The organism is Mesorhizobium sp. WSM3873 (assembly GCF_001672445.1).
Taxonomy (GTDB): Bacteria; Pseudomonadota; Alphaproteobacteria; order Rhizobiales; family Rhizobiaceae; genus Mesorhizobium.
Genome location: NZ_LYTM01000012.1, coordinates 258,344 through 284,566 on the forward strand (window position 1 = coordinate 258,344; position 26,223 = coordinate 284,566).

At 64.5% G+C, this 26,223-nt stretch carries 29 protein-coding genes, 1 tRNA gene and 1 riboswitch; of the genes, 13 read left to right on the forward strand and 17 right to left on the reverse strand.

Annotated features, from left to right (window positions below):
• Positions 1 to 81: 81 nt before the first annotated feature.
• Complete coding sequence (locus A9K71_RS32865; protein WP_280940543.1) at positions 82 to 207, reverse strand: hypothetical protein; 126 nt, start codon at positions 205 to 207, stop codon at positions 82 to 84.
• A gap of 66 nt (positions 208 to 273) precedes the next feature.
• Positions 274 to 918, reverse strand: coding sequence for an FMN-dependent NADH-azoreductase (locus tag A9K71_RS11125; RefSeq protein ID WP_066994627.1), 645 nt, complete (start codon positions 916 to 918; stop codon positions 274 to 276).
• A 110-nt stretch (positions 919 to 1,028) separates the two neighbouring features.
• Between A9K71_RS11125 and A9K71_RS11130 the strand changes: the two genes are divergently transcribed.
• Positions 1,029 to 1,976 (forward strand): LysR family transcriptional regulator, encoded by a 948-nt coding sequence (locus tag A9K71_RS11130; protein ID WP_066994956.1) that lies wholly within the window; start codon positions 1,029 to 1,031, stop codon positions 1,974 to 1,976.
• On the opposite strand, the gene A9K71_RS11135 is transcribed toward A9K71_RS11130, so the two are convergent.
• Entirely contained in the window at positions 1,918 to 2,544 is a 627-nt protein-coding gene (locus A9K71_RS11135) for a TetR/AcrR family transcriptional regulator (protein WP_066994630.1), read from the reverse strand. The genes A9K71_RS11130 and A9K71_RS11135 overlap by 59 nt on opposite strands.
• Positions 2,545 to 2,610: 66 nt before the next feature.
• Between A9K71_RS11135 and A9K71_RS11140 the strand changes: the two genes are divergently transcribed.
• The gene (locus A9K71_RS11140) at positions 2,611 to 3,036 is read left to right on the forward strand and encodes a VOC family protein (protein WP_066994633.1); all 426 of its coding nucleotides are present in this window, start codon (positions 2,611 to 2,613) and stop codon (positions 3,034 to 3,036) included.
• 15 nt (positions 3,037 to 3,051) lie between these two features.
• On the opposite strand, the gene A9K71_RS11145 is transcribed toward A9K71_RS11140, so the two are convergent.
• Entirely contained in the window at positions 3,052 to 3,999 is a 948-nt protein-coding gene (locus A9K71_RS11145; protein WP_066994637.1) for a trypsin-like peptidase domain-containing protein, read from the reverse strand.
• Positions 4,000 to 4,170: 171 nt separating this feature from the next.
• On the opposite strand from A9K71_RS11145, the gene A9K71_RS11150 reads away from it, so the two are divergent.
• The 3 genes from A9K71_RS11150 to A9K71_RS11160 all read left to right on the forward strand — a co-directional run bounded on the left by A9K71_RS11150 (position 4,171) and on the right by A9K71_RS11160 (position 6,670).
• The gene (locus tag A9K71_RS11150; RefSeq protein ID WP_066994640.1) at positions 4,171 to 5,043 is read left to right on the forward strand and encodes a S1C family serine protease; all 873 of its coding nucleotides are present in this window, start codon (positions 4,171 to 4,173) and stop codon (positions 5,041 to 5,043) included.
• An 8-nt stretch (positions 5,044 to 5,051) separates the two neighbouring features.
• Positions 5,052 to 5,699 (forward strand): helix-turn-helix transcriptional regulator, encoded by a 648-nt coding sequence (locus A9K71_RS11155; protein WP_066994643.1) that lies wholly within the window; start codon positions 5,052 to 5,054, stop codon positions 5,697 to 5,699.
• Between the two features lie 104 nt (positions 5,700 to 5,803).
• Entirely contained in the window at positions 5,804 to 6,670 is an 867-nt protein-coding gene (locus A9K71_RS11160; RefSeq protein WP_066994647.1) for an NAD(P)-dependent oxidoreductase, read from the forward strand.
• Between the two features lie 422 nt (positions 6,671 to 7,092).
• Here A9K71_RS11160 and A9K71_RS32485 read toward each other — a convergent pair whose 3' ends face one another.
• Positions 7,093 to 8,496, reverse strand: coding sequence for an OmpA family protein (locus tag A9K71_RS32485; protein ID WP_245299582.1), 1,404 nt, complete (start codon positions 8,494 to 8,496; stop codon positions 7,093 to 7,095).
• Between A9K71_RS32485 and A9K71_RS32490 the strand changes: the two genes are divergently transcribed.
• The 3 genes from A9K71_RS32490 to A9K71_RS11175 all read left to right on the forward strand — a co-directional run bounded on the left by A9K71_RS32490 (position 8,479) and on the right by A9K71_RS11175 (position 10,558).
• Positions 8,479 to 9,189: a hypothetical protein gene (locus tag A9K71_RS32490; RefSeq protein WP_245299583.1), complete on the forward strand. Its 711-nt coding sequence runs from the start codon at positions 8,479 to 8,481 to the stop codon at positions 9,187 to 9,189. The genes A9K71_RS32485 and A9K71_RS32490 overlap by 18 nt on opposite strands.
• Before the next feature lie 315 nt (positions 9,190 to 9,504).
• Positions 9,505 to 9,951 (forward strand): YcgN family cysteine cluster protein, encoded by a 447-nt coding sequence (locus A9K71_RS11170; protein ID WP_066994651.1) that lies wholly within the window; start codon positions 9,505 to 9,507, stop codon positions 9,949 to 9,951.
• A 256-nt stretch (positions 9,952 to 10,207) separates the two neighbouring features.
• Positions 10,208 to 10,558, forward strand: a complete 351-nt coding sequence (locus A9K71_RS11175) for a hypothetical protein (protein WP_067326832.1) — start codon at positions 10,208 to 10,210, stop codon at positions 10,556 to 10,558.
• 204 nt (positions 10,559 to 10,762) lie between these two features.
• Here the strand turns inward: A9K71_RS11175 and A9K71_RS11180 are convergent, their stop codons facing one another.
• Positions 10,763 to 11,473 (reverse strand): SIMPL domain-containing protein, encoded by a 711-nt coding sequence (locus A9K71_RS11180; protein ID WP_066994657.1) that lies wholly within the window; start codon positions 11,471 to 11,473, stop codon positions 10,763 to 10,765.
• A gap of 217 nt (positions 11,474 to 11,690) precedes the next feature.
• Here A9K71_RS11180 and A9K71_RS11185 point away from each other — a divergent pair.
• Positions 11,691 to 11,766 (forward strand) — tRNA-Ile (locus A9K71_RS11185).
• A gap of 395 nt (positions 11,767 to 12,161) precedes the next feature.
• On the opposite strand, the gene A9K71_RS11190 is transcribed toward A9K71_RS11185, so the two are convergent.
• From A9K71_RS11190 to thiC, 6 genes are read right to left on the reverse strand one after another with little or no spacing between them, the layout of a single operon-like run.
• On the reverse strand, positions 12,162 to 12,911 hold the full coding sequence (locus A9K71_RS11190) for a hydroxymethylpyrimidine/phosphomethylpyrimidine kinase (protein WP_066994661.1): 750 nt from the start codon (positions 12,909 to 12,911) through the stop codon (positions 12,162 to 12,164).
• Positions 12,902 to 13,507, reverse strand: a complete 606-nt coding sequence (locus A9K71_RS11195; RefSeq protein ID WP_066994663.1) for a thiamine phosphate synthase — start codon at positions 13,505 to 13,507, stop codon at positions 12,902 to 12,904. The genes A9K71_RS11190 and A9K71_RS11195 overlap by 10 nt, the downstream gene beginning before the upstream one ends.
• Positions 13,504 to 14,277: a thiazole synthase gene (locus A9K71_RS11200; protein ID WP_066994666.1), complete on the reverse strand. Its 774-nt coding sequence runs from the start codon at positions 14,275 to 14,277 to the stop codon at positions 13,504 to 13,506. Before A9K71_RS11200 ends, A9K71_RS11195 begins: the two co-directional genes overlap by 4 nt.
• Positions 14,278 to 14,280: 3 nt before the next feature.
• Positions 14,281 to 14,478: a sulfur carrier protein ThiS gene (thiS, locus tag A9K71_RS11205; protein ID WP_066994668.1), complete on the reverse strand. Its 198-nt coding sequence runs from the start codon at positions 14,476 to 14,478 to the stop codon at positions 14,281 to 14,283.
• On the reverse strand, positions 14,462 to 15,445 hold the full coding sequence (thiO, locus tag A9K71_RS11210) for a glycine oxidase ThiO (protein ID WP_066994671.1): 984 nt from the start codon (positions 15,443 to 15,445) through the stop codon (positions 14,462 to 14,464). The genes thiS and thiO overlap by 17 nt, the downstream gene beginning before the upstream one ends.
• Entirely contained in the window at positions 15,442 to 17,262 is a 1,821-nt protein-coding gene (gene thiC, locus A9K71_RS11215) for a phosphomethylpyrimidine synthase ThiC (RefSeq protein ID WP_066994674.1), read from the reverse strand. Before thiC ends, thiO begins: the two co-directional genes overlap by 4 nt.
• Before the next feature lie 112 nt (positions 17,263 to 17,374).
• A riboswitch (TPP riboswitch) is annotated at positions 17,375 to 17,486 on the reverse strand.
• 127 nt (positions 17,487 to 17,613) lie between these two features.
• Between thiC and A9K71_RS32020 the strand changes: the two genes are divergently transcribed.
• Positions 17,614 to 18,126, forward strand: a complete 513-nt coding sequence (locus A9K71_RS32020; RefSeq protein ID WP_179295196.1) for a hypothetical protein — start codon at positions 17,614 to 17,616, stop codon at positions 18,124 to 18,126.
• Between the two features lie 223 nt (positions 18,127 to 18,349).
• Here the strand turns inward: A9K71_RS32020 and A9K71_RS11225 are convergent, their stop codons facing one another.
• The 5 genes from A9K71_RS11225 to A9K71_RS11245 all read right to left on the reverse strand — a co-directional run bounded on the left by A9K71_RS11225 (position 18,350) and on the right by A9K71_RS11245 (position 23,556).
• A complete protein-coding gene (locus A9K71_RS11225) occupies positions 18,350 to 18,811 on the reverse strand; it encodes a phasin (RefSeq protein ID WP_066994680.1) in 462 nt (153 codons plus the stop codon).
• 327 nt (positions 18,812 to 19,138) lie between these two features.
• Positions 19,139 to 20,416 (reverse strand): 3-oxo-tetronate kinase, encoded by a 1,278-nt coding sequence (gene otnK / locus A9K71_RS11230; protein ID WP_066994683.1) that lies wholly within the window; start codon positions 20,414 to 20,416, stop codon positions 19,139 to 19,141.
• On the reverse strand, positions 20,413 to 21,222 hold the full coding sequence (otnI, locus tag A9K71_RS11235) for a 2-oxo-tetronate isomerase (protein WP_066994686.1): 810 nt from the start codon (positions 21,220 to 21,222) through the stop codon (positions 20,413 to 20,415). The genes otnK and otnI overlap by 4 nt, the downstream gene beginning before the upstream one ends.
• 28 nt (positions 21,223 to 21,250) lie before the next feature.
• Entirely contained in the window at positions 21,251 to 22,210 is a 960-nt protein-coding gene (gene ltnD / locus A9K71_RS11240; RefSeq protein ID WP_066994689.1) for an L-threonate dehydrogenase, read from the reverse strand.
• Between the two features lie 32 nt (positions 22,211 to 22,242).
• Positions 22,243 to 23,556 carry an MFS transporter gene (locus tag A9K71_RS11245; RefSeq protein ID WP_066994692.1) on the reverse strand — a complete coding sequence of 438 codons (1,314 nt, stop codon included), beginning with the start codon at positions 23,554 to 23,556 and terminating at the stop codon, positions 22,243 to 22,245.
• A 221-nt stretch (positions 23,557 to 23,777) separates the two neighbouring features.
• Here A9K71_RS11245 and A9K71_RS11250 point away from each other — a divergent pair, with 221 nt between their 5' ends.
• The 3 genes from A9K71_RS11250 (at position 23,778) to A9K71_RS11260 (ending at position 25,993) form a co-directional block, all read left to right on the forward strand.
• On the forward strand, positions 23,778 to 24,791 hold the full coding sequence (locus tag A9K71_RS11250; protein ID WP_066994695.1) for a LacI family DNA-binding transcriptional regulator: 1,014 nt from the start codon (positions 23,778 to 23,780) through the stop codon (positions 24,789 to 24,791).
• On the forward strand, positions 24,788 to 25,453 hold the full coding sequence (locus tag A9K71_RS11255) for an aldolase (RefSeq protein ID WP_066994698.1): 666 nt from the start codon (positions 24,788 to 24,790) through the stop codon (positions 25,451 to 25,453). The genes A9K71_RS11250 and A9K71_RS11255 overlap by 4 nt, the downstream gene beginning before the upstream one ends.
• 345 nt (positions 25,454 to 25,798) lie before the next feature.
• Positions 25,799 to 25,993, forward strand: a complete 195-nt coding sequence (locus A9K71_RS11260; RefSeq protein ID WP_066994701.1) for a hypothetical protein — start codon at positions 25,799 to 25,801, stop codon at positions 25,991 to 25,993.
• Positions 25,994 to 26,223: the final 230 nt, after the last annotated feature.

Consider the following 26,223-nt stretch of genomic DNA (forward strand, 5'->3'; position numbering starts at 1 on the left):
GATGCCGGCAATGAACCGCTTCGACGGCACGACATAGAACAGGGTACTCGGCAGCGCCGCCAGTGTCAGCCCGGTGAACAGCTAGTCGGCGGTGAATCCGACGAACACCGTCAGGCCCTGGGGCAGTTTCCTCAAATTGTCGAAGGTGATCAGCACCAGCGGGAAGAAACAGTCGTTCCAGATCGGGACGGCTTGACGAACATGCAAGAAAGGCAGGCGCCAATCGGCGCCCGCCTTGTCATTCTCAGGGTATCTTCATTCTCAAGGCAATGATTACGCGGCCACGGCGATCCCGTCCGCGTTAGCAGCCGCGGCAGCGATCGCATCCACCTTGGCGGTCGCCTTGGCAAGCGCGGCGGTAACCGCGTCGGCGCCCATGCCGACGCCTTCGACGCGGATCACTTCGACGTCCGTCATGCCCAGGAAGGCAAGCACGCCGCGCAGGTAGGGGATGGCGTGATCCATCTGCACCGCGGCACCCTCGGAATAGATGCCGCCCGAAGCAAGCACGATATAGACCTTCTTGCCGGCGACCAGGCCCTTCGGGCCATTCTCACCATAAGCAAAAGTCCTGCCCGAGCGTGCGACGTGGTCGATCCACGACTTCAACGTCGAGGAAATGTTGAAGTTGATGAAACCGGTGGCGAGGATAATCGTGTCAGCCGCGAACAGCTCGTCGAGCACCGCATCGGATACGCCGACCACCTCGGCCTGACGCGGGCTGCGTGCCTCGGCCGGGGTGTAGATGCCGGTGGCATAGTCAGGATCGATATGCGGCAGCGGATCGGCGACCAAGTCGCGCACGACAAGTGTGTTGGACGGATCGGCGGCGACCAGCTTCTGAGCAAGATCGGTGGCGACGCGGGTCGAGTGCGAGGCGGCGCCGCGCGGGCTGGAGGTAACAAGCAGTATGGACATGGCGGTGTCCCCTTTGGGTTGGATTGACTTTCCCGTCCAATATGGGGTTGCCGCTCTATCCGGAAAACTGGTATTATTTGCATAGTATCCATCGAGAATGTGGATTGATCATGCAGCCAAATCCGACGCTCGACCAATTGCAGATCCTGGTGGCGGTGGCCGACACCGGCAGCTTCTCGGCCGCGGGGCGCAAGCTAAACAGGGCGCAGTCGGTGGTGAGCTACGGCATCGCGAACCTGGAAGCGCAACTGGGCCTGAAACTGTTCGAGCGCGAAGGCCTGCGCGAGCCCCAACTGACCGATGTCGGAAAGGCCATGCTGGAGGACGCGCGGCGCATGATCGGCGTGCTGCAGCGCATCCGCTCGCGCGCCGACGGCTATAGGCAAGGGCTGGAGGCGGAAGTGAGCCTGTCGGTCGACGTGGCGCTGCCTTCGCCGGCGCTCGTGCGGGTGCTCAAGGCTTTCGAGGCCCAGTTCCCGGCGGTGATGCTGCGCCTCTATATCGGTTCGCTCGGCCTGATCGTCGATCAGGTCGTCAACGGCCAGTCGGACCTCGGCTTTGGCGGCCTGCAAGGCGATGCGGACGTCAATCTGCTGCGCATCGGCTTCATCTCGCTGGTGCCGGCTGCCGCACCCGACCACCCGCTGGCGAAACTGCCGAAGCCAATTGCGATCGAAGATCTGCGCGACCACATCCAGCTTGTCGTTTCCGACCAGTCGGAGCGGACGCGGGGCCGCGACTATGGCGTGTTTGCCTATCGCACCTGGCGGCTGACGGACGTGCGCACCAAGCACGCCCTGATGCGTGAGGGTCTCGGCTGGGGCGGGCTGCCGCGCTGGCTGATTGCCGACGACATCGCCAGCGGGCGGCTGGTCGAGCTCGATCTCGAGCCTTATCGCGAGGTGCGTGCGCCGATGTACGCGATGCACCGCAACGACCGGAGCCCCAAGCCGGCGGCGTCGTGGCTCATCGACGAGTTCAAGCGGCAGCTCGGCTGCTTCAACGAGCTGGAACCGGGCGTTTGGACGGAGGAGGAGCCGGAGACAAGCCGTCCATGAGCGCGATCAGCACGGCGCGATAATCCTCGACCGATGCGCCGGCCTCGATGGCCAAAGCCGCACGATCGAAGGCGGCGGCCAGCAGGGCGGTCAGCGCCTCGGCCGGCAGCTTGACCATCGAGCGCGCGCGCATGGCTGCGACCAGGCCTTCGCGCAGCGAGCGGTTGCCGTGGCGGTTGTCGATCTCGTCCATCGCCGCGCGGCCAAGCACGGCCGGTCCATCGAGCAGCAAAAGCCGCGTGCGGCCGGGCGCGCGCATCGCCGCGAGATAGGCGTCGGAGCCGGCGATCAAGGCATCGCGGGCCGAGAGCGAGGCGGGCGAGGCGCGGTCGATCTCCGCTGCGACGGTCGCTGCCTCCTGATCGACGACCGCGGCGAACAACGCCTGCTTGTCGGCAAAATGATGATAGAGCGCCCCACGCGTCACGCCGGCGGCGGCCACGATCTCCGGCGTTCCGGTCTCCGCATAGGATTTTTCCGTGAACAATTTGCGCGCCGCGCGGATCAGATCGGCGCGCGTCGCCTCGGTGCGGTCGCGGTTGGAGCGGCGTCCAGACTCTTGTTGCATACATACAGCCTGTATGTTATTTGCATTTACATACAGACTGTATGTCGGGTGACAGGAGAAAGAAAGATGAAGACGACCAGCTATTATCCGGTGCTGATGACCGGCGACGTCGCCGCCACGGCCGCCTTTTATATCGAGCATTTCCGCTTCAAGGCGCTGTTCGACAGCGACTGGTACGTCCATCTTCAGTCGGCCGAGGATCGCCGCGTCAATCTCGGCATCGTCGACGGGGACCATGAGACAATCCCTGAGGAGGGTCGGGGACGCACGTCCGGCCTGCTGATTAATTTCGAGGTCCGCGATCCCGACGCCGTCTATAAGCGCATCGTCGCCGCAGGCCTGCCGATCCTGCGCACCTTGCGCGACGAGCCCTTCGGCCAGCGCCATTTCATCACCAAGGATCCCAACGGCGTACTGATCGACGTGATCAAGCCTATTGCGCCGAGCGAAGAATTCCTGGCGCAATACGCCAATGGCGCGGCCGGGAGCTAGGCCAGTCAGCGGGTCTCAGTTCGTCCGCGCCACCGGCGTCACGGCGACCTGGCTGACGCCGGTGCGGCGCACGACGGTGCAGAGCGTCTCGCGACCGATACGTTCGGCGTCGAGCATGCGCACGAGATCATCGACGCCGGTGACCGGTCGGCCGTCGATAGCGGCGATGATGTCGCCTTCCTTCAGGCCAGCCCTCGCGGCGGGGCTGTTCTTCTCGACACTGCGCAGGCGCACGGCCGTGTTGGTCGTGACCTGTGACAGAAGTGCGGCACGGCGCGGCAGGTTGGTCGTATCGGCAGAGACGCCGATGAAGGCGCGGCGCACGCGGCCGAAGCGGATGATCTCGGAAATGACGAAATTGGCGGTGTTGGAGGCGACCGCGAAGGCAATGCCTTGCGCGCCGTGGATCATGGCGGTGTTGACACCGACGACTTCGCCAGCCGACGACACCAGCGGTCCGCCGGAATTGCCGGGGTTGAGCGCGGCGTCCGTCTGAATGACGTCGTCGATCAGCCTGCCGGTCGAGGCGCGCATCGAGCGGCCGAGCGCCGAGACGACGCCGGCGGTGACGGTCCATTCGAAGCCGAGCGGATTGCCGATGGCGATCGCGATCTGGCCGCGCCTGAGGCGCTTGGAATCGCCGAGCGGGGCGACGTCGGCAAAGCTGCCGTCGGCGCGCACCAGCGCGATGTCGGTGTCGGGGTCGCGGCCAAGCACGCGCCCCTCGCGCGAAGCGCCATCCGGCATCGTGACCCTAACGTCGCGGGCGTCGCCGACGACGTGGAAATTGGTGACGACCAGCCCGTCCTGAGCGATCACGAAGCCCGAGCCATGGCCGCCGGCACCAATGCGCTCGATGCGGCAGACGGCCGGTCCGATTCGATCGACGGCGTCGGCGACCGTCGCCGAGTAGGCGTCGAGCAAGGCGCCATCGGATTGGAGTTTTTCGGCGGCGAAGGCCATGGGTGGGGCTCCCGTGTGATCTGGCGCAAACGATGCCTATATGTGCGGAGCGGCAGCAATTGCCGCGACCTGACCACATGGCCAGTCAGGCACTCGACTAGCCGTCAGGCGAGTATCCGCGGCGGCGACATAGAGCGATATCTGGGTCACAGAGCCCAGGAGATCATCGATATGAGCAACTTCAACCTCAGTGCCTTTTCCGATGCCGTTGCCGATATCGCGGCGGCCGCCGCGCCGGCGCTGGCAAGCTTCGCTACGCATCACCACCGCACCGCGAGCGCCTTCCACTGGCGCGACGGCTTCTTTGTTACCGCGGAGGAAGCGGTCGAAGCCGGAGAGGAGATCGAGCTGACGCTGGCCTCGGGCGAAACTGTGAAGGCCGAGCTTGCCGGCCGCGATCCTTCGACGGGCGTTGCCCTGCTGAAGCCGGCTTCCGCCGCCGGTCTGCCGCAACTGGCTGAGGCCGCTGCCGTGCGCCCAGGCAATGTGGCGATCGCCGTCGGCAATAGCGAAGGGGCAGCACTCGCGGTCTTTGGCACGGTCGGCGAGGTCGGGCCCGCCTGGCGCTCGATGCGCGGCGGCGCGATCGACCGGCGCATCAATCTGGCCATCAACGCCGGCGGCCGCTTCGAGGGCGGTCCGGTGCTCGATGCCAAAGGCGGCCTGATCGGCATGCTTTTGTTCGGGCCGCGCCGGCGGGCGCTGGTCATGCCTTACGAGACGATGGAGCGGGCGGTCGCGACGCTGCGCCAGAAGGGACATGTCGCGCGCGGCTATCTCGGTGCCGGGCTGCACCCGATCCGCAACAGCGACACCCACGGCGCCATGGTGATGAGCCTCGACGACAGCGGCCCGGCGAAAGCCGCCGGCCTGCATGTCGGCGACATCATCGTCGCCTGGAATGGCGAGGCCGTGCATGGGCCGCGCGAGCTGATCCGCAAGCTCGGGCCGGACAGCGCCGGCACGAGCGTGACGCTCGGTATCTTGAGTGGCGGCGCTGAGCGCGATGTTTCGATCACCATCGGCGAAAAGCCGTTGAGCTGAGAGGGCCGATGGCAAGCAGCGCGATACAAACGATTGCTCGACCGGAGCCGGCAAGCAACCGGCTGACGGTGCTGATCGCGCTCGGCGACGCGGCCCGCGCCGAGCAACTGGTCGATGCGCTTGCGGCGAGCGAGGACCTGCTGCCGATCCTCGCCGGGAGCGGCATGGGTCAAACGGCGGATGTCGCCTTGGTCGATGAGGCTGCTTCGGAAAGCCGGGCCGTGAGCCCGGCAACGCCATGTGTGCTGCTGTCGCGCCGCGCCGGCCATGAAAGGCCGGGCGGCAATGTGTTTGCGACGCTGCCGGCGTCCGCCGACGGCCTGCTGATTGCCGCCGCCTTGCGCTTGGCGGCGACCGGCTATCGCATCGGCCGCGCAGGACCGTCAGATCTTGGTGCACATGGCGAGTTCCACGCGGGGGTGTCCGAGGACGAGACGCCCGACGACAACCAGCCCCGCGCGGCGTTGTCGCCGCGCGAGGCTGAAGTGCTCGCACTGCTGGCGGAAGGCGCGCCCAACAAGGTGATCGCCCGTCGGCTCAACATCTCCGTCCACACGGCGAAATTCCACGTCGCCGCGATCCTGATCAAGCTCGGCGCCGCCAACCGCACCGATGCGATCGCCATCGCCATGCGGCAAGGGCTGGTGCTGGTCTAGACCCTTTCAGCACGACGCTGCGTAACCTCGGTCCGGTGCCTTTGGCCTTGCGCCACGGCTGCCCGCCGCGCAAGTTGCCTCCCTGTTGCAGAGGGAGCCGAGACATGTCGCTCAAGGGAAAGACGCTGTTCATCTCGGGCGGATCGCGCGGGATTGGGTTGGCGATCGCGCTGCGCGCGGCGCGCGACGGCGCCAATGTGACGATTGCGGCCAAAACCGCCGAGCCGCATCCGAAGCTGCCGGGCACGATCTACAGCGCGGCCGAAGAGATCGAGCAGGCCGGCGGCAAGGCGCTGCCGGTGCTTTGCGACATCCGCGACGAGGCTCAGGTCGGCGAGGCGGTGGCAAAGACCGTCGAGCGGTTCGGCGGCATCGACATCTGCGTCAACAATGCCAGCGCCATCCAGCTTACCGGCACGCTGGAGACCGACATGAGGCGCTACGATCTGATGCACCAGATCAACACGCGCGGCACGTTCCTGGTGTCCAAAATGTGCATTCCACACCTGAAGTTGGCAAACAATCCTCACATCCTGAATCTGGCGCCGCCGCTCGACATGAAGGCCAAGTGGTTCAAGAACCACGTCGCCTACACGATGGCCAAGTTCGGCATGTCCATGTGCACGCTCGGCATGAGCGCCGAGTTCGCCAAAGACGGCATCGCCGTCAATTCGTTGTGGCCGATCTCGACCATCGACACGGCCGCCGTGCGCAATCTCCTGGGTGGCGCCACGGTGGCTGCGATGAGCCGCTCGCCCGACATCATGGCCGATGCCGCGTGCGCGATCTTCCTGCGGCCGGCGCGCGAGGCGACCGGCAATTTCTACATCGACGAAGAGGTGCTGCGGGCAGAGGGCGTCACGGACTTTTCGGCCTATGCGCCAGGCGCGGCTGATCAGCTTGCCGGCGATTTTTTCGTGCCTGACGAAGTGTTCGCCAACTCGCCGACGAAGGTCAGAAGGATCTACTGAAAGCCCGCGGCCGCCTCATTCCGCGACGCCCTTCCTGCCTTTCGACGGATTCGACGCGAGTTTGAGACGCTTCCTGAGATGTTCCGGGGCGGTTTCGCCCTGATCTACGCAATTCCGAAAACCGCTGCGCATTCTCCTGGAATTGCTCTGTGGGGTTCCGCCGTATTTCCGGCAGGTGGACTTATTTTCAAGATAAAGCCCCGCCGGAGAGGGGCGCCGGCGGGGCTCATGTGTCCCGCTGGAGTCGGGACAGGGCAGGGAACGCCCTGACTGGAATCTGGGTGCCGCAATGCGGCGATTCAATGAGCACGGCGGGATGAGCGGGACAATTATTCTTGAATTTCAAGAGAAAGGGCCCGTCCGGGTCCGGACGGGCCCAATCTTGTCGCGCTGATTCCGAAAATCGGCTCAGGACCTTGAAGTCATTGCTCGTTGCTCGCCACAGGCGCCACCAGCGAGGTGATGCGGCGGATGGCAACACGACGGTTCTCGCGGTTCGGGCTAGACGTATTCACCTTGAGATATTCCTCGCCATAGCCCTGTGTCGTGAGGTTCTCGGCCGGGACGCCGAAAGCGTTGGTCAACGCTTCGGCGACCGCCTCGGCACGCCGATCCGACAGTGCGAGGTTCGCGTCAGGCGTACCGACGGCGTCGGTGTGGCCCTCGATCAGGAAGGTCTCGGCCGGGTTCTTCTTGAGAAGTTTGTCCATGGCGGTGGCCACGCCTTCGAGCTTCTGCACTTCGGTGTCGGAAAGAGTCGCCGAGCCGAAATCGAAGTTGAGCGTGTCGAGGTCGATACGACGGGCGATGTCGCGCACGCGGGCCGAGCGCTTGACCTCGTCGATCGAGTAGAGACGCTGCACCCTCTCCACCGGCGGCTGCTCGAGGAAGGTGTAATACTCGTCCGGATCCTCGACTTCTTCCGAATCCAGGATGTAGTCCCGACGCGATATGTCGAGACGCATCGGCGGCAGGTCGTCGCCTGGATCGCGCCAGTCGTCGACATCCTGGTAATAGCGCTCGTCGACATAGCTCAGCACATATTCGCGCCCGTCAGGCGTGATGCGCGAACGCTGGACGATGTCGCCATTGCGGTTGCGGATGGTGACGATCTTGACGCCATTCTCGCGCTCCACGGTCTCGCGGGTGCGGCCGCGCGGCAGATCCTCGTAATAGACATCCCTGGCGCCACGGGTGATGCGAGGAGCCTCGTTGCTTTCCACGAAAGTCTGGTTGTTGAACTGGAGGATCACGCGGTCGCCGAACTGCTTCACCACATCCGCGCCCTGGGGCCGGCGGCGCTCGCGGACCACCTGCTCGGGCGTAAGCTCGATCCGCTTGCCCTTTTCCTCGGTGACCGGAACAAGCTTCTCAGGCTTGATCGCCTGCTGGGCCGCCTTGTCGTCGGTGGGCGGCGGTCCCTGATCGACCGCGGCAGGCCGCTGCTCGGCCTGATTGCCGCCCTGCTGTCCAGCCTGGTTGCCGCCTTGCTCGACACCGGCCTGTCCGTTCTCGTTCTGGCCGGCCGGCTGGCGGCCCTTGCGCTTGCGAACGACATCCTTCTGGCTGTCGAGAATGGGAGCCTCGTTCGCGTTGGCAGGGGCTTCGCCCTGTGCGGCGCCAGCGTTCGCGCCGCCTTCAGCCGGCTGCTCACCGGTAGCGGGCTGGGTGGTTGCCTGGCCTTCGCTGGAGGGCTGCTTGGTCGAAGGTTGCTCTCCCGTCACCGCCTGACCGGTGCCGGGCTGCTCGCCGACCGTCTTTCTACGCTTGGTCTTGTCCAGAGGCTGTTCGCCTTCTGCCGGTGCTGCTTGCTGCTTGTTCTGCATCGGCTCGGCCTGCTGCGCTTCGCCGGCAGGGGCTTCGGTCTTCGGCGCCTGCTCGGCCGGGGCGGTCTCGGTTTGCTGCTGATCCCGCTTCTTCCTGCGCAGCTTGTCCTGCGGCGTGTTGTCGTTGGCCGGCGCCGCCTGTTCGGCAGGCTGCTCGGCCGGTGCGGTCTCGGTTTGCTGCTGCTGGCGCTTCTTCCTGAGCGGCTGCTGTTCGTCGCTCGCCGGCGCCGCCTGTTCGGCGGGCTGCTCTGCCGGCGCCGTTTCGGTTTGCTGCTGCTGGCGCTTCTTCCTGCGCGGCTGCTGTTCGTCGCTCGCCGGCGCGGCCTGTTCGGCCGGCTGCTCGGCCGGAGCGGTTTCGGTCTGCTGCTGGCGCTTCTTCTTGCGCGGTTGCTGCTCGTCGGTCGCAGCCGGTCCGCCCTGATCGGCAGGGGCTGCCTCAATCTGCTGCTGTTGATCGCGTTTCTTGCGCGGTTTGAGCTGTTGCTCCGCCGGGGCCGCCTCTTCCGCCTGGCCGGACTGCTGCTGGTCCTGCCGCTTCCGGCGCGGCTTCTGCTCGGGCTCGGCGGACTGTTCGGCCGGCGCCGATTCCGTCTGCTGCTCGCGCTTCTTTTTCCTCGGCTGCTCGGCTTGCCCCTGCTGGCCTTGCGCACATTCCTCAGCCGATTGGCCTTCGGCGCAGTTCGACTGCGCTAGGATAAACGGCGTCCCCCGCGAAGGGCCGAGATCGGCCTGCAGCGGATACGCGCCCAACGGCGCGGATGCCATTAGCAGGCCGATTGCCGTACCTGCCAGAATCCGTGGTTGGCGTTTCATATCGATTTTCTCCTACTGGGGTCCCATCCCTGCCCAAACTTTCAACAGCATCAATTGGTTCCGCCGGGCATTGTTATCAGCCAAGGATGCCCGGCCGGCCTTTTGAAGGCAATTTCGTGTTTTTCTAATGTTGATACTGGGTCACTGTGACAGCAGTGCTTGACCGACAGGTCCCGGAGGGCCAAATCCAGCCGCATGAATGCGCCATTTTGGAAAACCAAGACGCTCGAGGCCATGACGCCGGCCGAATGGGAATCACTCTGTGACGGCTGCGGCAAATGCTGCCTGTCCAAGCTCGAGGACGAGGATACCGGCGAAATCTATTGGACGAGCGTCGGCTGCCGGCTGTTCGACGCCGAAAAATGCCTTTGCTCGGATTATGCCAACCGGCTGGCGCGCGTGCCTGATTGCGTCGGGCTCACACCGCAGAATGTGCGCACCATCACCTGGCTGCCCAAGACCTGCGCCTACCGGCTCATCGCCGAGGGACACGACCTCTATTGGTGGCACAAGCTGGTTTCGGGAAGCGCCGAGACCGTGCATGAGGCCGGGATTTCGATCCGCGGCCGGGTGAAGGCCAAGGAAACGGATCTCGCCGAGCCGGACGACTATTTTGATTATGTGCTTGATGACGAACCCTGACGGGTCCGCATCTTGATGACGATGACGAACCCTGACGGGTTCGCATCTGAACCTCGAGGGAACTGGGGCCGCGGTGACGCGTTCCCCGCGTCAGATTTGGAAGTGCATTCGGGTGAGGGGTTTTGCCTTTCTTCCACATGAACCGGACATGAACGGCCGGTTCGCACAAAGTTCAGACACAAAAGGGCATTTTGTAATCATTGGTTCGCCAATCCATCCGTTCAAGGGCGAGAGGCCCACAACAAGGAGAGAGACAATGTTCAACCAGATCAAGACGGCAGCCCTTTCGGCCCTTGTCGGGCTTTGCACGCTCGGCGCCATCCCGGCGGCGCATGCGGACAGCCTCTATCTCGGCTTCGGCAACAATCACGATCCGCGCTTCGGCGTCTACACCGGCGATGATGGCTATTACCGCCGCGATCGCGACTGGCGCCGCCGCGGCTGCTCGCCGGACCGCGCGCTCGACAAGGCCGAGCGTATGGGCCTGCACCGCGTTCGCATCGTCGACATCAGCCGGCGAACGGTGAAGGTGGCCGGCCGTCAGTATGGCGACCGCGTGGTGGTGGTCTTCGCCAACGAGCGTGGCTGCCCGATCATCTATCGCTGAGGCTTTTCTGGAGCCTGCGAGGACCGGCTTGGCATGATCCTCTGCAGGACCAGCTGACCTTCTGCGAGGTCGGGAGCAGGATGACTCTCGCCGACGTCACCTGTGAGTGGAGCCCCTTCGGCCAGTGCTGAAGCGCGGCTCAGATAAACCCCGGAGGATTGTCCTCCGGGGTTTAGTTTTGTCCGATTAGCAGAAGCGGGCGGGCTATTTCAGCTCGAACGTGACGGTCACCTGGACGGTGTAGGAATTCTCGCCGGCCTGCACCGGCACGGCGGCGCGGGCGGCATCGAAAGCCTTGGCGTTCAGCGGCATCGGCGCCGGCGCGACGTTCTGGTCGGTGATCTCGATCACCTTGCCAAGGTTGACGCCGGCGGCCGCGGCGAGCGTCTTGGCCTTGGCGAGCGCGTCGGCCACCGCCTTCTTGCGCGCCTCGGTGATGGTGGCCTTCGGATCATCGTTGGTGAAGGCGATGCCGCCGCCCTGGTTGACCCCGAGCGACACCGCCTTGTCGAGGATGTCGCCGGTCTTGTCGACGTCGCGCACGCGCACCGACAGTGTGTTCGTCACCTGGTAGGCAACGAGCTCGGCTTCCTGGCTGCCGTCCGCCTTGTTGGTGTAATTGTAGCGCGGATTGATCTGGATGCCGGCTGTCTGCAGGTCGCGATCGGCAATGCCGGCCGATTTCATCGCCGCGATCACGGCCGCCATGGCATCATTGTTGGCATCGAGCGCGGCGCGCGCGGTCTTTGCCTCACGCATGACGCTGAGCGTCAGGATCGCCATGTCAGGCGCGACAGTCGCTTCGCCTTCGCCCGAGACGACAATGCGCGGAGGCGGCTGGGTGTCGGCGGCGCCTGCCAGCGCCGGAAACGCGATCGCGGCAGCGAGCGCGACAGGCAAAAGATATCTGGTCATGAAAACTCCTCGAAATCTGCGATCCGGTATCCCGCCACCTCTGCCCGGCTCGAAAAAGCATCGATTCCGGGGGTTGCGGGCAGTCCGGACCAGTTCACGCGCCTGATGGGCGCGCACGCCGCTGTACGAAGCGAATATGAGCTGATTTTGGCATTTGCCGCCAGCGCTTTCGAAAGCCTTGTGCCGGGCGGCGAAAAACACTAAGCCAGCCCGCGTGGGGCCTGTAGCTCAATGGTTAGAGCCGGCGGCTCATAACCGCTTGGTTGGGGGTTCGAGTCCCTCCGGGCCCACCATTACCTTTGATTTTGTTAATGAAAATTGAGCGAGGCCAGAACTTCCGGGCCTGTTGACGGGCTGGGCAAAAGGCGACCCCGCGTTTGCTCCCGTCAAGTTGGAGGCGCAGCACCATCGAGCGACTAACCACCATTGCCCGGACGACACAAGCCTACACTGCCGCTGCATGCCCATGCTGGAGGCCAAACTCGGGCCGCCACTTGTGACCGTTCGCTTCCGGCCGCTGCTCCAGATTGTTGGGGCGGCATCTTATGAAGTGAGGTGAATAGCAGACGCTAGCCTTGATGCCATTGACCTCCAAGGTTTGTTAGATCGCCGGCTCGGACCTGGAGGGCATGCGCCTCTGACCTCCTGGGAATCGGTCAAGATGCGCATTGCGCTCGCCCGTTCAACGTCATCGCGCCCCACGAAGGAGTTCAAGAACATAGGCCTTGGCGCCCCGTACCGCCGCCTCCAACGACAGACCTTGAGCTAACGATGCGGCGATGGCGCTGGACAGCACGCAGCCGGTGCCACGCATCCCCGCATGGACGCGAGGCGCTTCGACCCGAACGGCGCGACGGTCCGGCTGCATGAGAAGGTCATTCGCGTGATCTCCGTGCGCGTGCCCGCCCTTGACGAGCACGGCGGTCCGCACCGTCGCCGACAGGTCCTCGCCTTGAACGCAAGCGCCTTCTTCGTCCGTCGCAGGTTCTGATCCCACCAACCTTGCGAGCTCAATCAGGTTGGGGGTCACGAGCCGGCAGAGCGGCATCAGATCACGGCGCAACACGTCGACGGCATCGTCCTCCAGCAACACGCGTCCCGAGGTCGAGGCAAGCACAGGGTCGAGGACCACCGGCACCTTCGGATGGGCCGCCAGGACAGAGCCGACCGCCTCAATGGCTGCCGCCGTCCCCAGCATGCCGATCTTGACGGCTGCGACCGGATTGGCAGCAAAGGCAGCGCACATTTGGGCGACGATAAGCTGCGGCGGCATCTGCTCGATGTGTTCGACGGCCGAGTGCGTCTGGACGGTCACGGCCGTGACGGCGAGGCAACTGCGCAGCCCAAAGGCGGATACGGTCTCGACGTCTCGGGCTGTTCCGGCGCCGCCACTTGAATCGCAGCCGGCGACGATCAGCACATGCGGCGTCAACGCCATTGGGCTGTCGCCGCCAGCCATTCAGCCGTCCGCGCCTCGGGGTGCGTGTTGCGGGTGATGTCGGTGACGACCGCCGCACTTTGGGCGCCGTGCGCGAAGACACCGGCTACGCGCTCGACGGTGAGCCCGCCGATGGCCACAAGCGGAAGTTCGCCGACGCGCTGCTTCCAGGCGGCAATGCGGTCCAGCCCCTGCGGATCCCATTTCATCGCCTTGAGAATGGTCGGGTAGATCGGTCCGAGCGCGACATAGTCCGGCTCGGCTTGGAGCGCGGTTTCGAGTTCGGCGCCGTCGTGAGTGCTGAGGCCCAGCCTCACGCCCGCCCTGCGGATCGCCTTCACATCAGCCTCCGCCAGATCTTCCTGGCCGAGGTGAACGAAATCGCAATCTTCCTCGATCGCAAGGCGCCAGTAGTCGTTGACGATGAACTGGCAGCCGTGGCGGTCACAGACTGCCTTCGAGGCGCGAATTTCTCGGCGCAGCGAAGCTTCGTCCTGGTCCTTAGTGCGCAGCTGCACCAGCTTCACGCCGAGCGGCACCAGACGTTCGATCCAAGCGGCGGAATCGACGATCAGGTAAAACGGATCGAGCTTCATGAGAATGCTGCCATGCCGATGACGGGGGTGGAGGGAACGGCCATGTCGCGCGGCTCGAGCAGGCCGGCGCAATAGGCGTCCCGGCCGGCCTCGACCGCCTTGCCGAAGGCCGCGGCCATGGCGGCGGGATCGCCTGCCCTGGCGACGGCCGTGTTGAGCAACACCGCGTCGTAGCCGAACTCCATCACGGCCGCGGCATGCGAGGGCCGGCCGATGCCGGCATCGACGATCAGCGGAATGCCGGGGAAGTGGCCGCGCAGGCTTCGCAGCGCATCGGGGTTCTGCGGCCCGCGGGCGGAGCCGATCGGCGCGCACCAGGGCATCAAGAGCCTGCAGCCGGCGTCGAGCAGGCGCTCGGCAACCATGAGGTCGTCGGTCGTATAGGGAAACACGTCGAAGCCTTCGGAGGCAAGGATCCTTGCGGCTTCGACCAATCCGAAGACGTCGGGCTGCAGCGTATCGTGGTTGCCGATCACTTCCAGCTTGATCCAGTCGGTGCCGAACACCTCGCGCGCCATCCGCGCCGTGGTGACCGCTTCCACCACCGAGTGGCAGCCGGCGGTGTTGGGCAGCACGCGAACGCCGAGCGACTGGACCAGCGACCAGAACTGGCCGCCGGCTTTGCCGCCCGATGTTTCGCGGCGGAGCGACACCGTGACGATCTCCGTGCCGGACGCTTTCACCGCCTCCGCCATGACGGCAGGCGAGGGGTAAAGCGCGGTGCCCAGCAGAAGGCGGGACGCGAGTTTCTGTCCATAGAACTCGAGCATGGATCAGCCTCCTTTCATCGGTGAGAGGATTTCGATGCGGTCGCCATCGGCGAGCCGGCAGCGGTCGCGCTCCCCGGCTGGCACGACGTCACCGTTCAGCGCGGTGGCGAGCCAGCTGCCCTGGAAGTCAAGTTCGCGGAGCAGCGCGGCAAGCGTTTCGGCCGCGACTTCATGGGCTTGGCCGTTAACGGTGAGCTTCAAGGGCAAACTCCTTTGCTCCAGGATTTCCCAGGATGAGGTCGGCTGCCTGCCGCGCCATGGCCGGCGCGAGCAGGAAGCCGTGGCGGTAGAGGCCGTTGATGCGAATATTCCTCCCGTCGCGCTCGACGCGAGGCAAGTTGTCGACGAATGCGGGACGCACGCCAACACCGGTTTCGACCAGCTCGGCTTCGCCGAAGGCCGGATGCAGCGCATAGGCGGCGCCGAGCAGCTCCATGGTCGAGCGCGCGGTGATCGGGCCTTCGGCATCGCACTCGATCATCGTCGCGCCGACCATGAACAGGTTTTCCGCGCGGGGCACGACATAGACGGAGACGCGCGGATGCAGCAACCGCACCGGGCGGGCCAGCGAGATCTCGTGCGTTCGCAGGATCAGCATCTCGCCGCGCACGCCGCGCAGTTCCGGTCGCCTGTCACCGCTGCCGGTGCAGTCCACCTCGATATCCTGAGATGCCGGCGCCGAGTTGCGGCCGAACTCGACGCGCGCGCCCATCCCGCGCAGCTTGTCGCGCAGGGAAAGCAGAGCCGTCCGTGGGTCGAGATGCGCTTCCTCAGCGAAGTACAGCCCACGGCCGAACCGGCCTTCGAGGGCCGGTTCGAGAACCGCGATTTCACCGGCACCGAGCTGTCTGAAGCCGGACGTGCGGCGGCCGAAGCGGTCGAGTTCGCCGGCATCGCGGGCAGACGCCAGCACCAGCGTGCCGCGGCGCGCGACATGACCGGGCAAGGCGGCGTCCCACCAGTCGGCTGCGCCGCGTCCGAGCGTCAGCACGGTCTCTTCGGCGTTCTCGCGCTCGCACCAGGGCGCGAGCATGCCGCCGGCCTGCCAGGAGGCATTGCCAGCGATCTCGAGGCGTTTCTCGACCACGGTCACATCGGCGCCGCGCGTTGCCAGCTCGTGCGCGAGCGTCAATCCGGCGACGCCAGCGCCGCGAACGAGCACCTTCATGGCGTGTCCGTGCGCTCGGAGGTGCTGTCGACCGGCATGTAGAGATCGCCGCCGTCGCGGTACTTCGCAGCCATGGCCGCGAGCCCTTCCTTCTGCGCTTCCGCGCGGATGTCGTGCGAGATCCGCATCGAGCAGAATTTAGGACCGCACATGGAGCAGAAATGCGCCACCTTGTGCGCCTCCTTGGGCAGGGTTTCGTCGTGGAAGGCGCGCGCCGTCTCGGGATCGAGCGAGAGGTTGAACTGGTCCTCCCACCGGAACTCGAAGCGCGCCCGCGACAGCGCGTCGTCCCTGACCTGGGCGGCCGGATGGCCCTTGGCGAGGTCGGCGGCGTGGGCGGCGATCTTGTAGGTAATGACGCCGGTCTTGACGTCATCGCGGTCGGGCAGGCCGAGATGCTCCTTCGGCGTGACGTAGCAGAGCATCGACGTTCCGAACCAGCCGATCATCGCCGCGCCGATGCCCGATGTGATGTGGTCATAGCCCGGCGCGATGTCGGTGGTGAGCGGCCCGAGCGTGTAGAACGGCGCTTCGCCACAGACCGCGAGCTGCTTGTCCATGTTCTGCTTGATCTTGTGCATCGGCACGTGGCCGGGCCCTTCGATCATCACCTGGCAGTCCTTGGCCCAGGCGATCTTGGTGAGTTCGCCCAGCGTTTCCAGTTCGGCGAACTGGGCCGCGTCATTGGCGTCGGCGATCGAGCCGGGGCGAAGGCCGTCGCCGAGCGAGAACGCCACGTCATAGGACCGGGCGATGTCGCAGATATCCTCGAAATGCTCGTAGAGAAAACTCTCCTTGTGGTGATGCAGGCACCACTTGGCCATGATCGAGCCGCCGCGCGACACGATGCCGGTGACGCGATCGACGGTGAGCGGGATATAGGGCAGGCGCACGCCGGCATGGATCGTGAAATAGTCCACGCCCTGCTCGGCCTGCTCGATGAGGGTGTCGCGGAACACCTCCCAGGTCAGTTCCTCGGCGACGCCGCCGACCTTCTCCAGCGCCTGGTAGATCGGCACCGTGCCGATCGGCACCGGCGAATTGCGCACGATCCATTCGCGGATGTTGTGGATGTTGCGTCCGGTCGAGAGGTCCATCACCGTGTCGGCGCCCCAGCGGATCGCCCACACCATCTTCTCGACCTCCTCGGCCATCGACGAGGTGACGGCGGAGTTGCCGATATTGGCGTTGATCTTGACCAGGAAATTGCGGCCGATGATCATCGGCTCGCTTTCCGGGTGGTTAATGTTGGACGGGATGATGGCGCGGCCGCGCGCCACCTCGTCGCGCACGAATTCCGGCGTGACGAAGTCAGGGATCGCGGCGCCGAAGCTTTGGCCATCGCGTTGAAGTTTCGAACGCAACTGCTCACGGCCGAGGTTCTCGCGGATGGCGACGAACTCCATCTCAGGCGTGATGATGCCGGCGCGCGCATAGGCGAGCTGTGTGACAGCGCGGCCGCCGGCCGCGCGCAACGGTCTGTTGCGAACCGGGAATTCCGGCGTCAGGCGATCGGCTGAGACGAAGCCGTTGTCTTCCGGCTTGATCGTGCGGCCCTCGTAGCGCCCCACGTCTCCGCGCGCCTCGATCCATGCCTCGCGCAGCCGTGGCAAGCCACGCTCGATGTCGGTTTTCACCGTGGCGTCCGTGTAGGGACCGGACGAGTCGTAGACAGTGACCGGCGGCTCGCCGGCGCTCGAGTGGACCGAGATCTCGCGCATCGGCACCCGCAGCTCCGGGTGAAGCTGACCGGGTTTGTGGACCTTCTTCGAAGCGGACAATTCGCCGACGGTGACGGTCGGGGTGTGGGCATTCATGAGTGAGCCTCCTTGCTCGAGTGCAACGGAGACCCAGTCCACGCGATGAGGAGGAAGTGACGCTTCGCTTAGGATGCGGGCACTGCCCGAATGCCGAAGCCGGATTGCCGACCCGCGAAGCCTCGCACCGTCCCTACGCCAGTATGAACTGGATCAGGTTCAACGGGTCACTGCGCGCGATAGCAGTATCTCAGCCCCTTGCCGGGACTCCCCTGGTGAGGGGCGCAGGTTGGACGATGCGACGCTATCCTGTCAACTCGATTTCATGACTTCTCCAGCCTCGAACAAGGGCGACGAGAAGCAGCGCAACCACGCAGCTTTGATCGAGCATCTGACTTACATCGACGCCCATTGAGCCACGATCTTGCGCGCTGGAACTGGCAGCCGGACCCACTTGTCATCCGCCAAGGAAACGCTTTTGCGATCCCTTGTGGCGGCGGGTTGAAGAACGCATTTTTCGCCTCGAAGAGCATCTGTTCGGCGTCTACGGACGCTGGTTCGATTTGTTCAGGACCGGATTATTGTGCAGCCGTAAGGGTCGAGTTGCAGCGTTCCCACGACGGCTGCAAGGGCCTTGCCGGGAGCCTGTTCGCGAATGCTGTGGTTGTTCTCGTCCCGCGTCCCGCTCAACGCCGACAGGATCAGCGTACCGCCATTGCGACCTTTGGCGACTATCTGTTCGGGCCAATGCGCGATGCATTGAAGCGTTATGCCATGTGGGACCCGCCGCCGATTGCACCCGATTGGGCAGACGATTCCTGGGCGCGTGGCGCCGCGGCGCTTGCGACCCAAAGGCTCTTCGACTTCGAAAGCAGCCCCGGAGAAATCGCCGGCACCGGGCTGCAACGATCAACGGTCAAGTAGCTACAGGACCAAAGCGGCGTCCTCGTCCCGATTTCGGGCCTTCGTCTCCGTCTCTGCGCGCCTTTCCGTAGCCAACTGTTTGGAAAAGCGATGCTTGGCCGATGGATGAGGTTCGTGCAAAGGACGCCGGCCGAATGGAAGAAGACCGGCGCGAAGGTGCCGGTCTTGATGTCGTAACGAGCAGAGGAGGTCTGCGACCTCCGGCCTCGGATTGCCTGAGCAGTCAAGCGGCCTTGAGGTTCTTCAAAGCCTTTTCGAAGGCATCCTTGATCGGCTTGGATACGTCTTCGGTGGCTCTCAACATCACCGCCTGCAGGGTCTTGGCCTGCTCGACGGAAGTGTCGATCTGTTTGTTCACGAAAGCGGCCTGCAACTCGAAGAACTCGGATGGCGACTTCACGGCAACCAGTGCTTCGAGGTGAGCGAAGCCGGCTTCGGCATTGGCTCGCAGAGCTGCGATCGTCTTCAGCGACACCTCGTTGCGGGTGGTCTTGGCCACCTCAAGGGTCGACTCAAGAGCCTTTTGAGTCGTCTCGGCGTTCGATTCCAATTTGGAAAATGCTTCCTTCGCCTGCTCAACGCCCTGTTCGGCGACAGCGCGAACCTGCTCGGTAACCCGGTACGGCTCGTAAGTAGCGGATTCCGCGTTGTCGATCGTTTCGGTCTTGCCGGGGATCTTGGACATTTTCCATCCTTTTCCAGAGAGTGGCATTACACAAAGCCCCCCTGTTTCATCTACGAAATCGACACAACGGATTTATGAAGGGGCGAATTGTCGCTCGAGGGCACCACTGCGGCGGCCGGCGCGCTGCCGGCAGCGATCGGTGCAGGTCGTAGCGGCTGCCGTCATTCGGCAGGTCCGCCGGGCGCGAGATTGTGCATCACCGTCTTCGACCAAAAATCAGTCATTCGGTTGATGGCGCAGGAGCGGCCTCTTCGCAGTCCATCGCTGCCATTCGACCCTGGCGCGACCTTCTCAGTTATCCTTGGACAGCCAAGACCCCGTCACTCCTCATGCCAAAACGGCCAAGGCGTCCGCGAAGAAACGGTCGCCACCGAAATTGCCTGACTTCAGGGCAAGCAGCAGCTCGCCGTGCGGGCTGCCGAGTGCGCGCAGCGCGGGGACACCCGCGGCGATTTCGGGGCCCAACTCGAAGGCGGGAATGGCAAGCTGGTCCACGACGGCGCCGGACGTCTCGCCGCCTGCCACGACCAACCTGCGCACGCCGAGTTCGACCAGACCTTCGGCGATCGTCGCCAGCGACTGCTCGATCACATGACCGGCAGCGTCACGTCCATGCCGCGCCTGCAGCGCCGAAACCACCTCGGGCGATCCACTGCTGGCGATGAGGACGGGGCCATCGGCCAAGCGGGCGGCCGCCCATGCGAGCGCACGGTGCGTCTCCGCCGCTCCGCTCATCAACCTTTCCGGATCGAGCCTCAGCACCGGCATCGTCTCTTCGGCGCGGGCAATCTGCGTCAGGGTCGCCCGCGAACAGCTGCCGGCCAAGCACGCCGCGGGCCCCTTGGCCGGCCGATCCCGCAGCACCGTCCGTTGATGGCGCTGCGCGGTGCCGGCGGCGACCAGGCCGCGGGCGAGACCCAATCCCAGGCCGGACGCTCCGACCGACAGGCGTTGTGCCAAGGCTGCGGCGCCGATCGCTTCAAGATCGCTCTCGAACACGGCGTCGACGATCGCCGCTCCGGCCCCATCCTGGGAAATCGCCGCGTTGCGCGCGAGGATCGCGTCCGCGCCGCGCGCGACCGTCGCGAGGTCGATCGACCCGACCGCTGCCATGCTCTGCCGGGCGAGTACGCGCACCAGATTGGCATCGCGCATGGGATTGAGCGGGTGATCCTTGAGCGGACTCTCGTTGAGCGGCACCGCGCCGACGAAAAGATTCCCCTGGTAGACGGTTCGGCCGGTTTCCGGAAAGGCCGGCGTCACCAAAACCGATTTCTCGTTCACGTCGTGACGCAAGGCGTCCAGCACCGGGCCGATATTGCCAGCATCGGTGGAATCGAAGGTCGAGCAGATCTTGTACATCACATGCGCTGCCCCGCGGGCGCGCAGCCATTGGTCGGCCGCGCGGGCGCGCTCCACCGCCTGCGCTGCCGCAACCGAACGGATCTTGAGCGAGACGACAACCGCGTCGACCTCGGGAAGATCGAGACCTGCGGCCGGAACGCCGATGGTTTGAACCGTGCGCAGGCCTTCCTTGGCGAGCGTGTTGGCCAGGTCGGACGCGCCTGTGTAGTCGTCCGCAATTGCGCCGAGGGCGAGGCTCATGGCGAAACTCCGATGCCAGCCTGGGGAAGGGGCTCGCCGGCAAAGGGGGCGAACCAGCCGAGCCCCTCAAGTGTCGTGCCGCTGGGCCGATATTCGCAACCGACGAAACCATCATAGCCCAGCCGGTCCAGTTCCGCGAAGATGAACCGGTCGTTGAGCTCTTCCGAAGTCGGCTCATGGCGGGAGGGCACGCTTGCTATCTGGACATGGCCAATGATCGGCAGCAGCCGGCGCAACGCCATGACGACATCGCCATGCAGGATCTGGCGGTGGTAGACATCGAACTGCAGCTTGAGGTTGGGCAGCGCCAGTTCGCCGATGAGCTGTTCGGCAAAGTCGAAGTCATTGAGGAAATAGCCGGCCATGTCGCGACCATTGATCGGTTCGATCACCAGGTCGATGCCGCGATCGGCAAGCTTGCCGGCGGTCCAGAGGATCGCTTTGCGATAGGCATCCATGGCCGCCCTGTCCTCGCGAGCGGCGAGCCCCGACATCAAATGCAGACGCTTCACGCCCGTGGCCTCCGCGTAGGGAAGGGCAAACGCGACGGCGGCCTGGAGCTCGGCAAATCGATCGGGCAAGGCGGCCAATCCTCGCTCGCCGGCGGCCCAATCGCCAGGCGGCAAATTGAACAGAGCCTGGGTCAAACCGTATCTGCGAAGGCGCTCGCCGATCGCCTCGGGCGTGTGCTCGTAAGGAAACAGGAATTCGACCGCACGGAAGCCGGCATCGGCGGCCGCCTGGAACCGATCCAGGAACGGCCACTCGCTGAACATCATTGTCAGGTTGGCGGCAAAGCGGGGCATGGGCGATCCAGTCTTCCTCAGGCCGATGTCAGGCCGGTTGGCCAGGTTTGCGGGTGGTAGGCAGTTCGGTGCCGGTGATCTTTGCGTAGAGCCGGGCCACGGATGCGTCGTCGTCGCGGCCCATTCCAGCCGCCGAGGTCGCCAGGAACATCTGTAGCGCGGCCGCGGCCACGGGCACCGGAAATTTGGCGCTGCGAGCCATATCCTGAATGATGCCGAGGTCCTTGACGAAGATGTCGACCGCGCTGCGCGGCGTGTAGTCGCCGTCCAGCACGTGCGGCACCCGGTTCTCGAACATCCACGAATTGCCTGCGGAGGCAGTTATCACCTCGTAGACCTTGCGGATGTCCAGCCCTTGCCGGGCGGCAAATGCGATGGCTTCGCTGGCCGCCGCGATATGCACGCCAGCAAGCAACTGGTTGATCATCTTGAAGGCTGCACCAACGCCCGGCTCGTCACCGAGTTCATAGACGTTGGCGGCTATTGCATCCAGTGCCGGCCGCGCTCTGGCGAAGGCGGCAGGGCTGCCGGAGGCCAGAATGGTGAGCGCACCCTCGGCGGCGCGCACCGACCCGCCGCTGATCGGCGCGTCGAGATAGAGCCGTCCCGTCGCTTCGAGCGGCGTGGCAAGGCGGCGCACCGCATCGGGATCGATCGTGGCCGAGGAGACGAAAACCGCGCCCTCGTCCATGGTTTCGGCGACGCCGTTCGTACCGAACAGGATGGCCTCCGTTTGCGCGGCGTTGACGACCACCGACACGACGACGTCGGCACCTTCAGCGGCCTCGGCGGGGCTTGCCGCGCCTCGGCCGCCCGCGTCGACGAGCCGGGCGACGGCCGCGGCGTCCACGTCGAAGCCAGCCACTTCAAACCCGGCCCGCCTGAGCGACATGGCCATGCCAAGTCCCATGGAACCGATGCCGATCAGGGCGGCCCGGTTCGTCCTTGCCCCGGCGGGGTTTTCCTTGCTTCGATCATAAACGGTCATCACGAAGATCCTTATTCGAAACGCAAGCCGGTTTAGCGATTGACCAGCTTGGGTGGCGTCGTCAGCACCAGGACCGCGCCGAGCACCAGGATTGCGGCGAGCGCATACATGCCGACCTGCGTTGCGCCGGTCAAATCCTTCAGGTAGCCGACGAGATACGGGCTAACAAAGCCGGCCAGATTGCCGACCGAGTTGATGAGCGCAATGCCTGCCGCGGCACCCGTCCCGGCGAGAAATGACGTCGGCAGCGACCAGAACAGCGGCGCGCAGGTGATCGCTCCGGCCGCTGCAACGGATAGGAAGGCGATGGCGATCGTCAGATTCGAGCTGGCGGCCGCGACGACGAAACCGACGGCCCCGAGCAGTGCCGGAACGACCAGGTGCCAACGGCGCTCGCGATGCCTGTCAGCGCTGCGTCCGAACAGATTCATGACCACGACGGCACAGATGAAGGGGATCGCGCTGATCAGTCCGATATTGAAGTTTCCGGTGATGCCGGTCGCCTTGACCAGCGTCGGCATCCAGAAAGTCAGCCCGTACTGGCCCATCACGAAGGTGAAGTAGATCAGGCACATCAGCCAAACTCGGCGATCGCGGAAGATACTGGCTACCGAGTGCCCACTCTCCTTGTGACGCTCCTCGCGTGCGATCTCCTGCTCGAGGGCCTGCTTTTCCGTTTCGCTCAGCCACTTGGCCTGACGAATGCTGTTGTCGAGGAAGAACAAGACAGCGATGCCGAGCAGGACGGCTGGAACCGCCTCGATAAGAAACATCCATTGCCATCCGGCGAGGCCGTGGGCGCCATCGAACGAATCCATGATCCAGCCGGAAAGAGGATTGCCCAATATGCCCGAGACCGGGATCGCGGACATGAACACCGCGATGATCTTGGCCCGGCGATGCGAGGGATACCAGTAGGTGAGGAAAAGGATGATCCCCGGGTAGAACCCGGCTTCGGCGACGCCCAGCAGAAAGCGCAACAGGTAGAATGTCGGCGCGGACGTGACGAACATGAAGCCAGCTGAGATCAAACCCCAGGTGATCATGATGCGCGCGATCCACATGCGCGCGCCGACCTTGTGAAGAATGACGTTGCTTGGCACCTCGAACAGGAAATAGCCGATGAAGAAGATGCCGGCGCCGAGGCCGTAGACGGTCTCGCTGAAGCCGAGGTCGGCCGACATCTGCAGCTTGGCGAAGCCGATGTTGACGCGGTCGAGATAGGCAACGACGTAGCACAGCATCAGGAACGGCACGATGCGCCAGAAGACCTTGCTGTAGGCGGTTCTCCTCGTTTCGATTTCAGCTACGGCTTGCGCCGGTAGCGCAGGTGTAAGCACGGTCATTGGTTCCTCCCTTGACTGTGAATGGGGTGTCAGCGTGCCCCGCCGGTGGCGGTTTTGGCAGCGCTTGCGTAACTGGGTAACATGGATTGGCAGCGCTGCCAACGAAAAAGTGGCAGCGCTGCCAACAATTGTTTGAAAAGGTTGCCGCGACATGGCAAAAGAGGATGGACGGAGGCGAGGACGGTCCAGTGCGACGTCGCGCTCCAGCGGGGAGATCGAAAGTGGCCGACGAGCTGGCCGACGGCACGCCGACGGGGACGACGACCCTTACCGATGTCGCACGCGCGGCCGGCGTCGGCGAGAGCACCGCCTCGCGCGTGTTGCGCGGGCACGGTTCATTTTCGGCCAAGACACGCGAGAGCGTCCTCAATGCCGCGAGAAGCCTCGGCTATGTGCCGAACCGCATCGCCGGCACGCTGGCCTCGACCGGCTCCAAGCTGGTCGGGATCGTGATACCGTCGCTCAGCAACATCGTCTTTCCGGACATGCTGCGCGGCGCCAACACGGTGCTGGTGGGCGCCGGGTTCCAACCTGTCGTCGCGGTGACGGACTACGAACAGGGCCGCGAGGAAACCCTCATCGAGTCGCTGCTTAGCTGGCGTCCGGCAGGCATGATGGTGGCCGGGCTCGAACACACCGAGCGTACCGTGGCAATGCTCAGGCACGCCCGCATCAGGGTCGCCGAACTACTCGATTCCGATGGCGATGGCATCGATATCGTCGTCGGCTATTCCAACCGCGGGGCGGGAAGCGCGAGCGCGCGTCATCTGGTCTCGCGCGGCTATCGGCGCATCGGCTATGTGGGCCACGATCTCAGCCGCGATCTGCGCGCCGCCAAACGCTTCACCGGATTTCGCTCGGCACTCGCAGAGGCGGGCCTTGAAGTCGCCGCGGAAGAAATCATTCCCTCATCTTCGTCGATCGAGGCCGGGCGCGACGGTCTCGGCCGGCTGCTCGGGCGCGCCCCCGATCTCGATGCCGTCTATTTCTCTAACGACGACATGGCGATTGGCGGTTATTTCCATTGCCTTGCCCGCGGCATCGCCATCCCCGGCCGGTTGGCGATTTTCGGCTATAACGGCCTGGACGTCGCACGCGCGGCGCCACAACCGCTTTCCACCATCCGGACGCCACGCGTCGCGGTCGGAGAGACCGGTGCTCGGCTGGTCTGCTCCGACGGGCCGCCGACGAAGATCGATCTCGGGTTCGAACTGATCGAGGGAGCCACAACATGAGCGAGGCAAAACTTCGCGAAGAGATATGCCGCTTCGGCCGTTCCCTATTCGAGCGCGGGCTGACACCGGGATCATCGGGCAATATCAGTCTGCGGCTCGATGACGGCGGCTGGCTTGTGACGCCGACGAACGCATCGTTGGGCTTTCTCGATCCGGCTCGCCTTGCCAGGCTCGACGCGCAAGGGCAACTCGTCGCGGGCGATGCGCCGACCAAGGAAATCCCCCTGCATACCGCCCTCTACGAGACGCGGGCAGCAGCGGGTGCGATTGTGCACCTGCACTCCACCCATGCGGTGGCCGTCACCATGCTTCCCGAGATCGATCCCAAGTCGGTGCTGCCGCCAATGACGCCGTACTATCTCATGCGCGCCGGACAGACGGCTTTGGTGCCATATTTCCGTCCCGGAGACCCTGCGGTAGCCGATGCAATAAAAGGCCTCGCCGGACGCTACTCTTCGGTGCTGCTCGCCAACCATGGTCCCGTTGTCGCGGGCGAGACGCTTGAGGCGGCGGTATTCGCTACCGAAGAGCTGGAGGAAACGGCAAAGCTCTATCTGCTTCTGCGCGGCCTCAACCCCCGCTATCTGTCACCGGAGCAGGTCAGCGACCTGGTGCGGACTTTTGGGCTTTCGCTGCAGGAGCATGGTGCGCACGACCACTGAGACCCGATTTCGACCTTCGTGAGGCGCTCCTGGATTGCATAGGTTAGGGGTATTACCTGAGCATGTTGCTAAGTTTCAAAAGCTGCAGCTCAGCAGAATTTCTGCCGTCGAGATAGAAATCGGCAGCGTTCCCAAATGGGTCACCACGACGATGCCCACGCCAGCCTGAATGCCCGCTCTTGAGCATTCGCAGCCCGAAGGTCTCCCAGCTTCCGAAGTCCAAAGCATTCCTTACCAGTGCGACGGCGCCTCGCCGTGTCTGCGGCCACGCCAGTTCAACCCAAGCGCGCTTGAATGCTTAGCCGGACTGCGCGATTGTTGCCCCAGGAAAAGGGGGGATGCGCAATGGAAAAGGCATCGCCTTTTGTGCCAGCCGAAATCCATGTCCACACGGTTGCCGATGAGGGGGGCAATCTTGGCATCCTTTCGATCCGCACGACGGAAGGCATCCTGGATATTGCCTTGGACTGCCACGCCGCCGATGCCATCGTAAGCGCAATCAGCTCCATACGACCGAAGCTGGATGCAAGCGAAAAATAAAGCCTGGCGGGAACCGGGCCAGGAGGCCTTCTGGGGGACGATCGGATCAACGTGTTCGGTTGTCCTAACGTGAAGCATGAGCATGACGGCTCGATGAAGCCACGGCAGATCATGTCTGCCATGCGCTGAGCATCAGCAGTAGCGTTGGCCAATAGCGCGTCAGCTCTGTTGAAGATCGCTATTGCTCCAGTCGCATCCGTTCACCGTCATTGCGCTGCGACAGCAACCAC

Bases quoted from the DNA above. Each gene is read 5' to 3' on its own strand.
- A9K71_RS11125 (WP_066994627.1), bottom strand. From the start codon at position 918: ATGTCCATACTGCTTGTTACCTCCAGCCCGCGCGGCGCCGCCTCGCAC.
- A9K71_RS11130 (WP_066994956.1), top strand. From the start codon at position 1,029: ATGCAGCCAAATCCGACGCTCGACCAATTGCAGATCCTGGTGGCGGTG.
- A9K71_RS11135 (WP_066994630.1), bottom strand. From the start codon at position 2,544: ATGCAACAAGAGTCTGGACGCCGCTCCAACCGCGACCGCACCGAGGCG.
- A9K71_RS11140 (WP_066994633.1), top strand. From the start codon at position 2,611: ATGAAGACGACCAGCTATTATCCGGTGCTGATGACCGGCGACGTCGCC.
- A9K71_RS11145 (WP_066994637.1), bottom strand. From the start codon at position 3,999: ATGGCCTTCGCCGCCGAAAAACTCCAATCCGATGGCGCCTTGCTCGAC.
- A9K71_RS11150 (WP_066994640.1), top strand. From the start codon at position 4,171: ATGAGCAACTTCAACCTCAGTGCCTTTTCCGATGCCGTTGCCGATATC.
- A9K71_RS11155 (WP_066994643.1), top strand. From the start codon at position 5,052: ATGGCAAGCAGCGCGATACAAACGATTGCTCGACCGGAGCCGGCAAGC.
- A9K71_RS11160 (WP_066994647.1), top strand. From the start codon at position 5,804: ATGTCGCTCAAGGGAAAGACGCTGTTCATCTCGGGCGGATCGCGCGGG.
- A9K71_RS32485 (WP_245299582.1), bottom strand. From the start codon at position 8,496: ATGCAGAACAAGCAGCAAGCAGCACCGGCAGAAGGCGAACAGCCTCTG.
- A9K71_RS11170 (WP_066994651.1), top strand. From the start codon at position 9,505: ATGAATGCGCCATTTTGGAAAACCAAGACGCTCGAGGCCATGACGCCG.
- A9K71_RS11175 (WP_067326832.1), top strand. From the start codon at position 10,208: ATGTTCAACCAGATCAAGACGGCAGCCCTTTCGGCCCTTGTCGGGCTT.
- A9K71_RS11180 (WP_066994657.1), bottom strand. From the start codon at position 11,473: ATGACCAGATATCTTTTGCCTGTCGCGCTCGCTGCCGCGATCGCGTTT.
- A9K71_RS11190 (WP_066994661.1), bottom strand. From the start codon at position 12,911: ATGGCGTTGACGCCGCATGTGCTGATCGTCGCCGGCTGCGATTCAAGT.
- A9K71_RS11195 (WP_066994663.1), bottom strand. From the start codon at position 13,507: ATGAAGCTCGATCCGTTTTACCTGATCGTCGATTCCGCCGCTTGGATC.
- A9K71_RS11200 (WP_066994666.1), bottom strand. From the start codon at position 14,277: ATGCTCGAGTTCTATGGACAGAAACTCGCGTCCCGCCTTCTGCTGGGC.
- thiO (WP_066994671.1), bottom strand. From the start codon at position 15,445: ATGAAGGTGCTCGTTCGCGGCGCTGGCGTCGCCGGATTGACGCTCGCG.
- thiC (WP_066994674.1), bottom strand. From the start codon at position 17,262: ATGAATGCCCACACCCCGACCGTCACCGTCGGCGAATTGTCCGCTTCG.
- A9K71_RS11225 (WP_066994680.1), bottom strand. From the start codon at position 18,811: ATGTCCAAGATCCCCGGCAAGACCGAAACGATCGACAACGCGGAATCC.
- otnK (WP_066994683.1), bottom strand. From the start codon at position 20,416: ATGAGCCTCGCCCTCGGCGCAATTGCGGACGACTACACAGGCGCGTCC.
- otnI (WP_066994686.1), bottom strand. From the start codon at position 21,222: ATGCCCCGCTTTGCCGCCAACCTGACAATGATGTTCAGCGAGTGGCCG.
- ltnD (WP_066994689.1), bottom strand. From the start codon at position 22,210: ATGACCGTTTATGATCGAAGCAAGGAAAACCCCGCCGGGGCAAGGACG.
- A9K71_RS11245 (WP_066994692.1), bottom strand. From the start codon at position 23,556: ATGACCGTGCTTACACCTGCGCTACCGGCGCAAGCCGTAGCTGAAATC.
- A9K71_RS11255 (WP_066994698.1), top strand. From the start codon at position 24,788: ATGAGCGAGGCAAAACTTCGCGAAGAGATATGCCGCTTCGGCCGTTCC.
- A9K71_RS11260 (WP_066994701.1), top strand. From the start codon at position 25,799: ATGGAAAAGGCATCGCCTTTTGTGCCAGCCGAAATCCATGTCCACACG.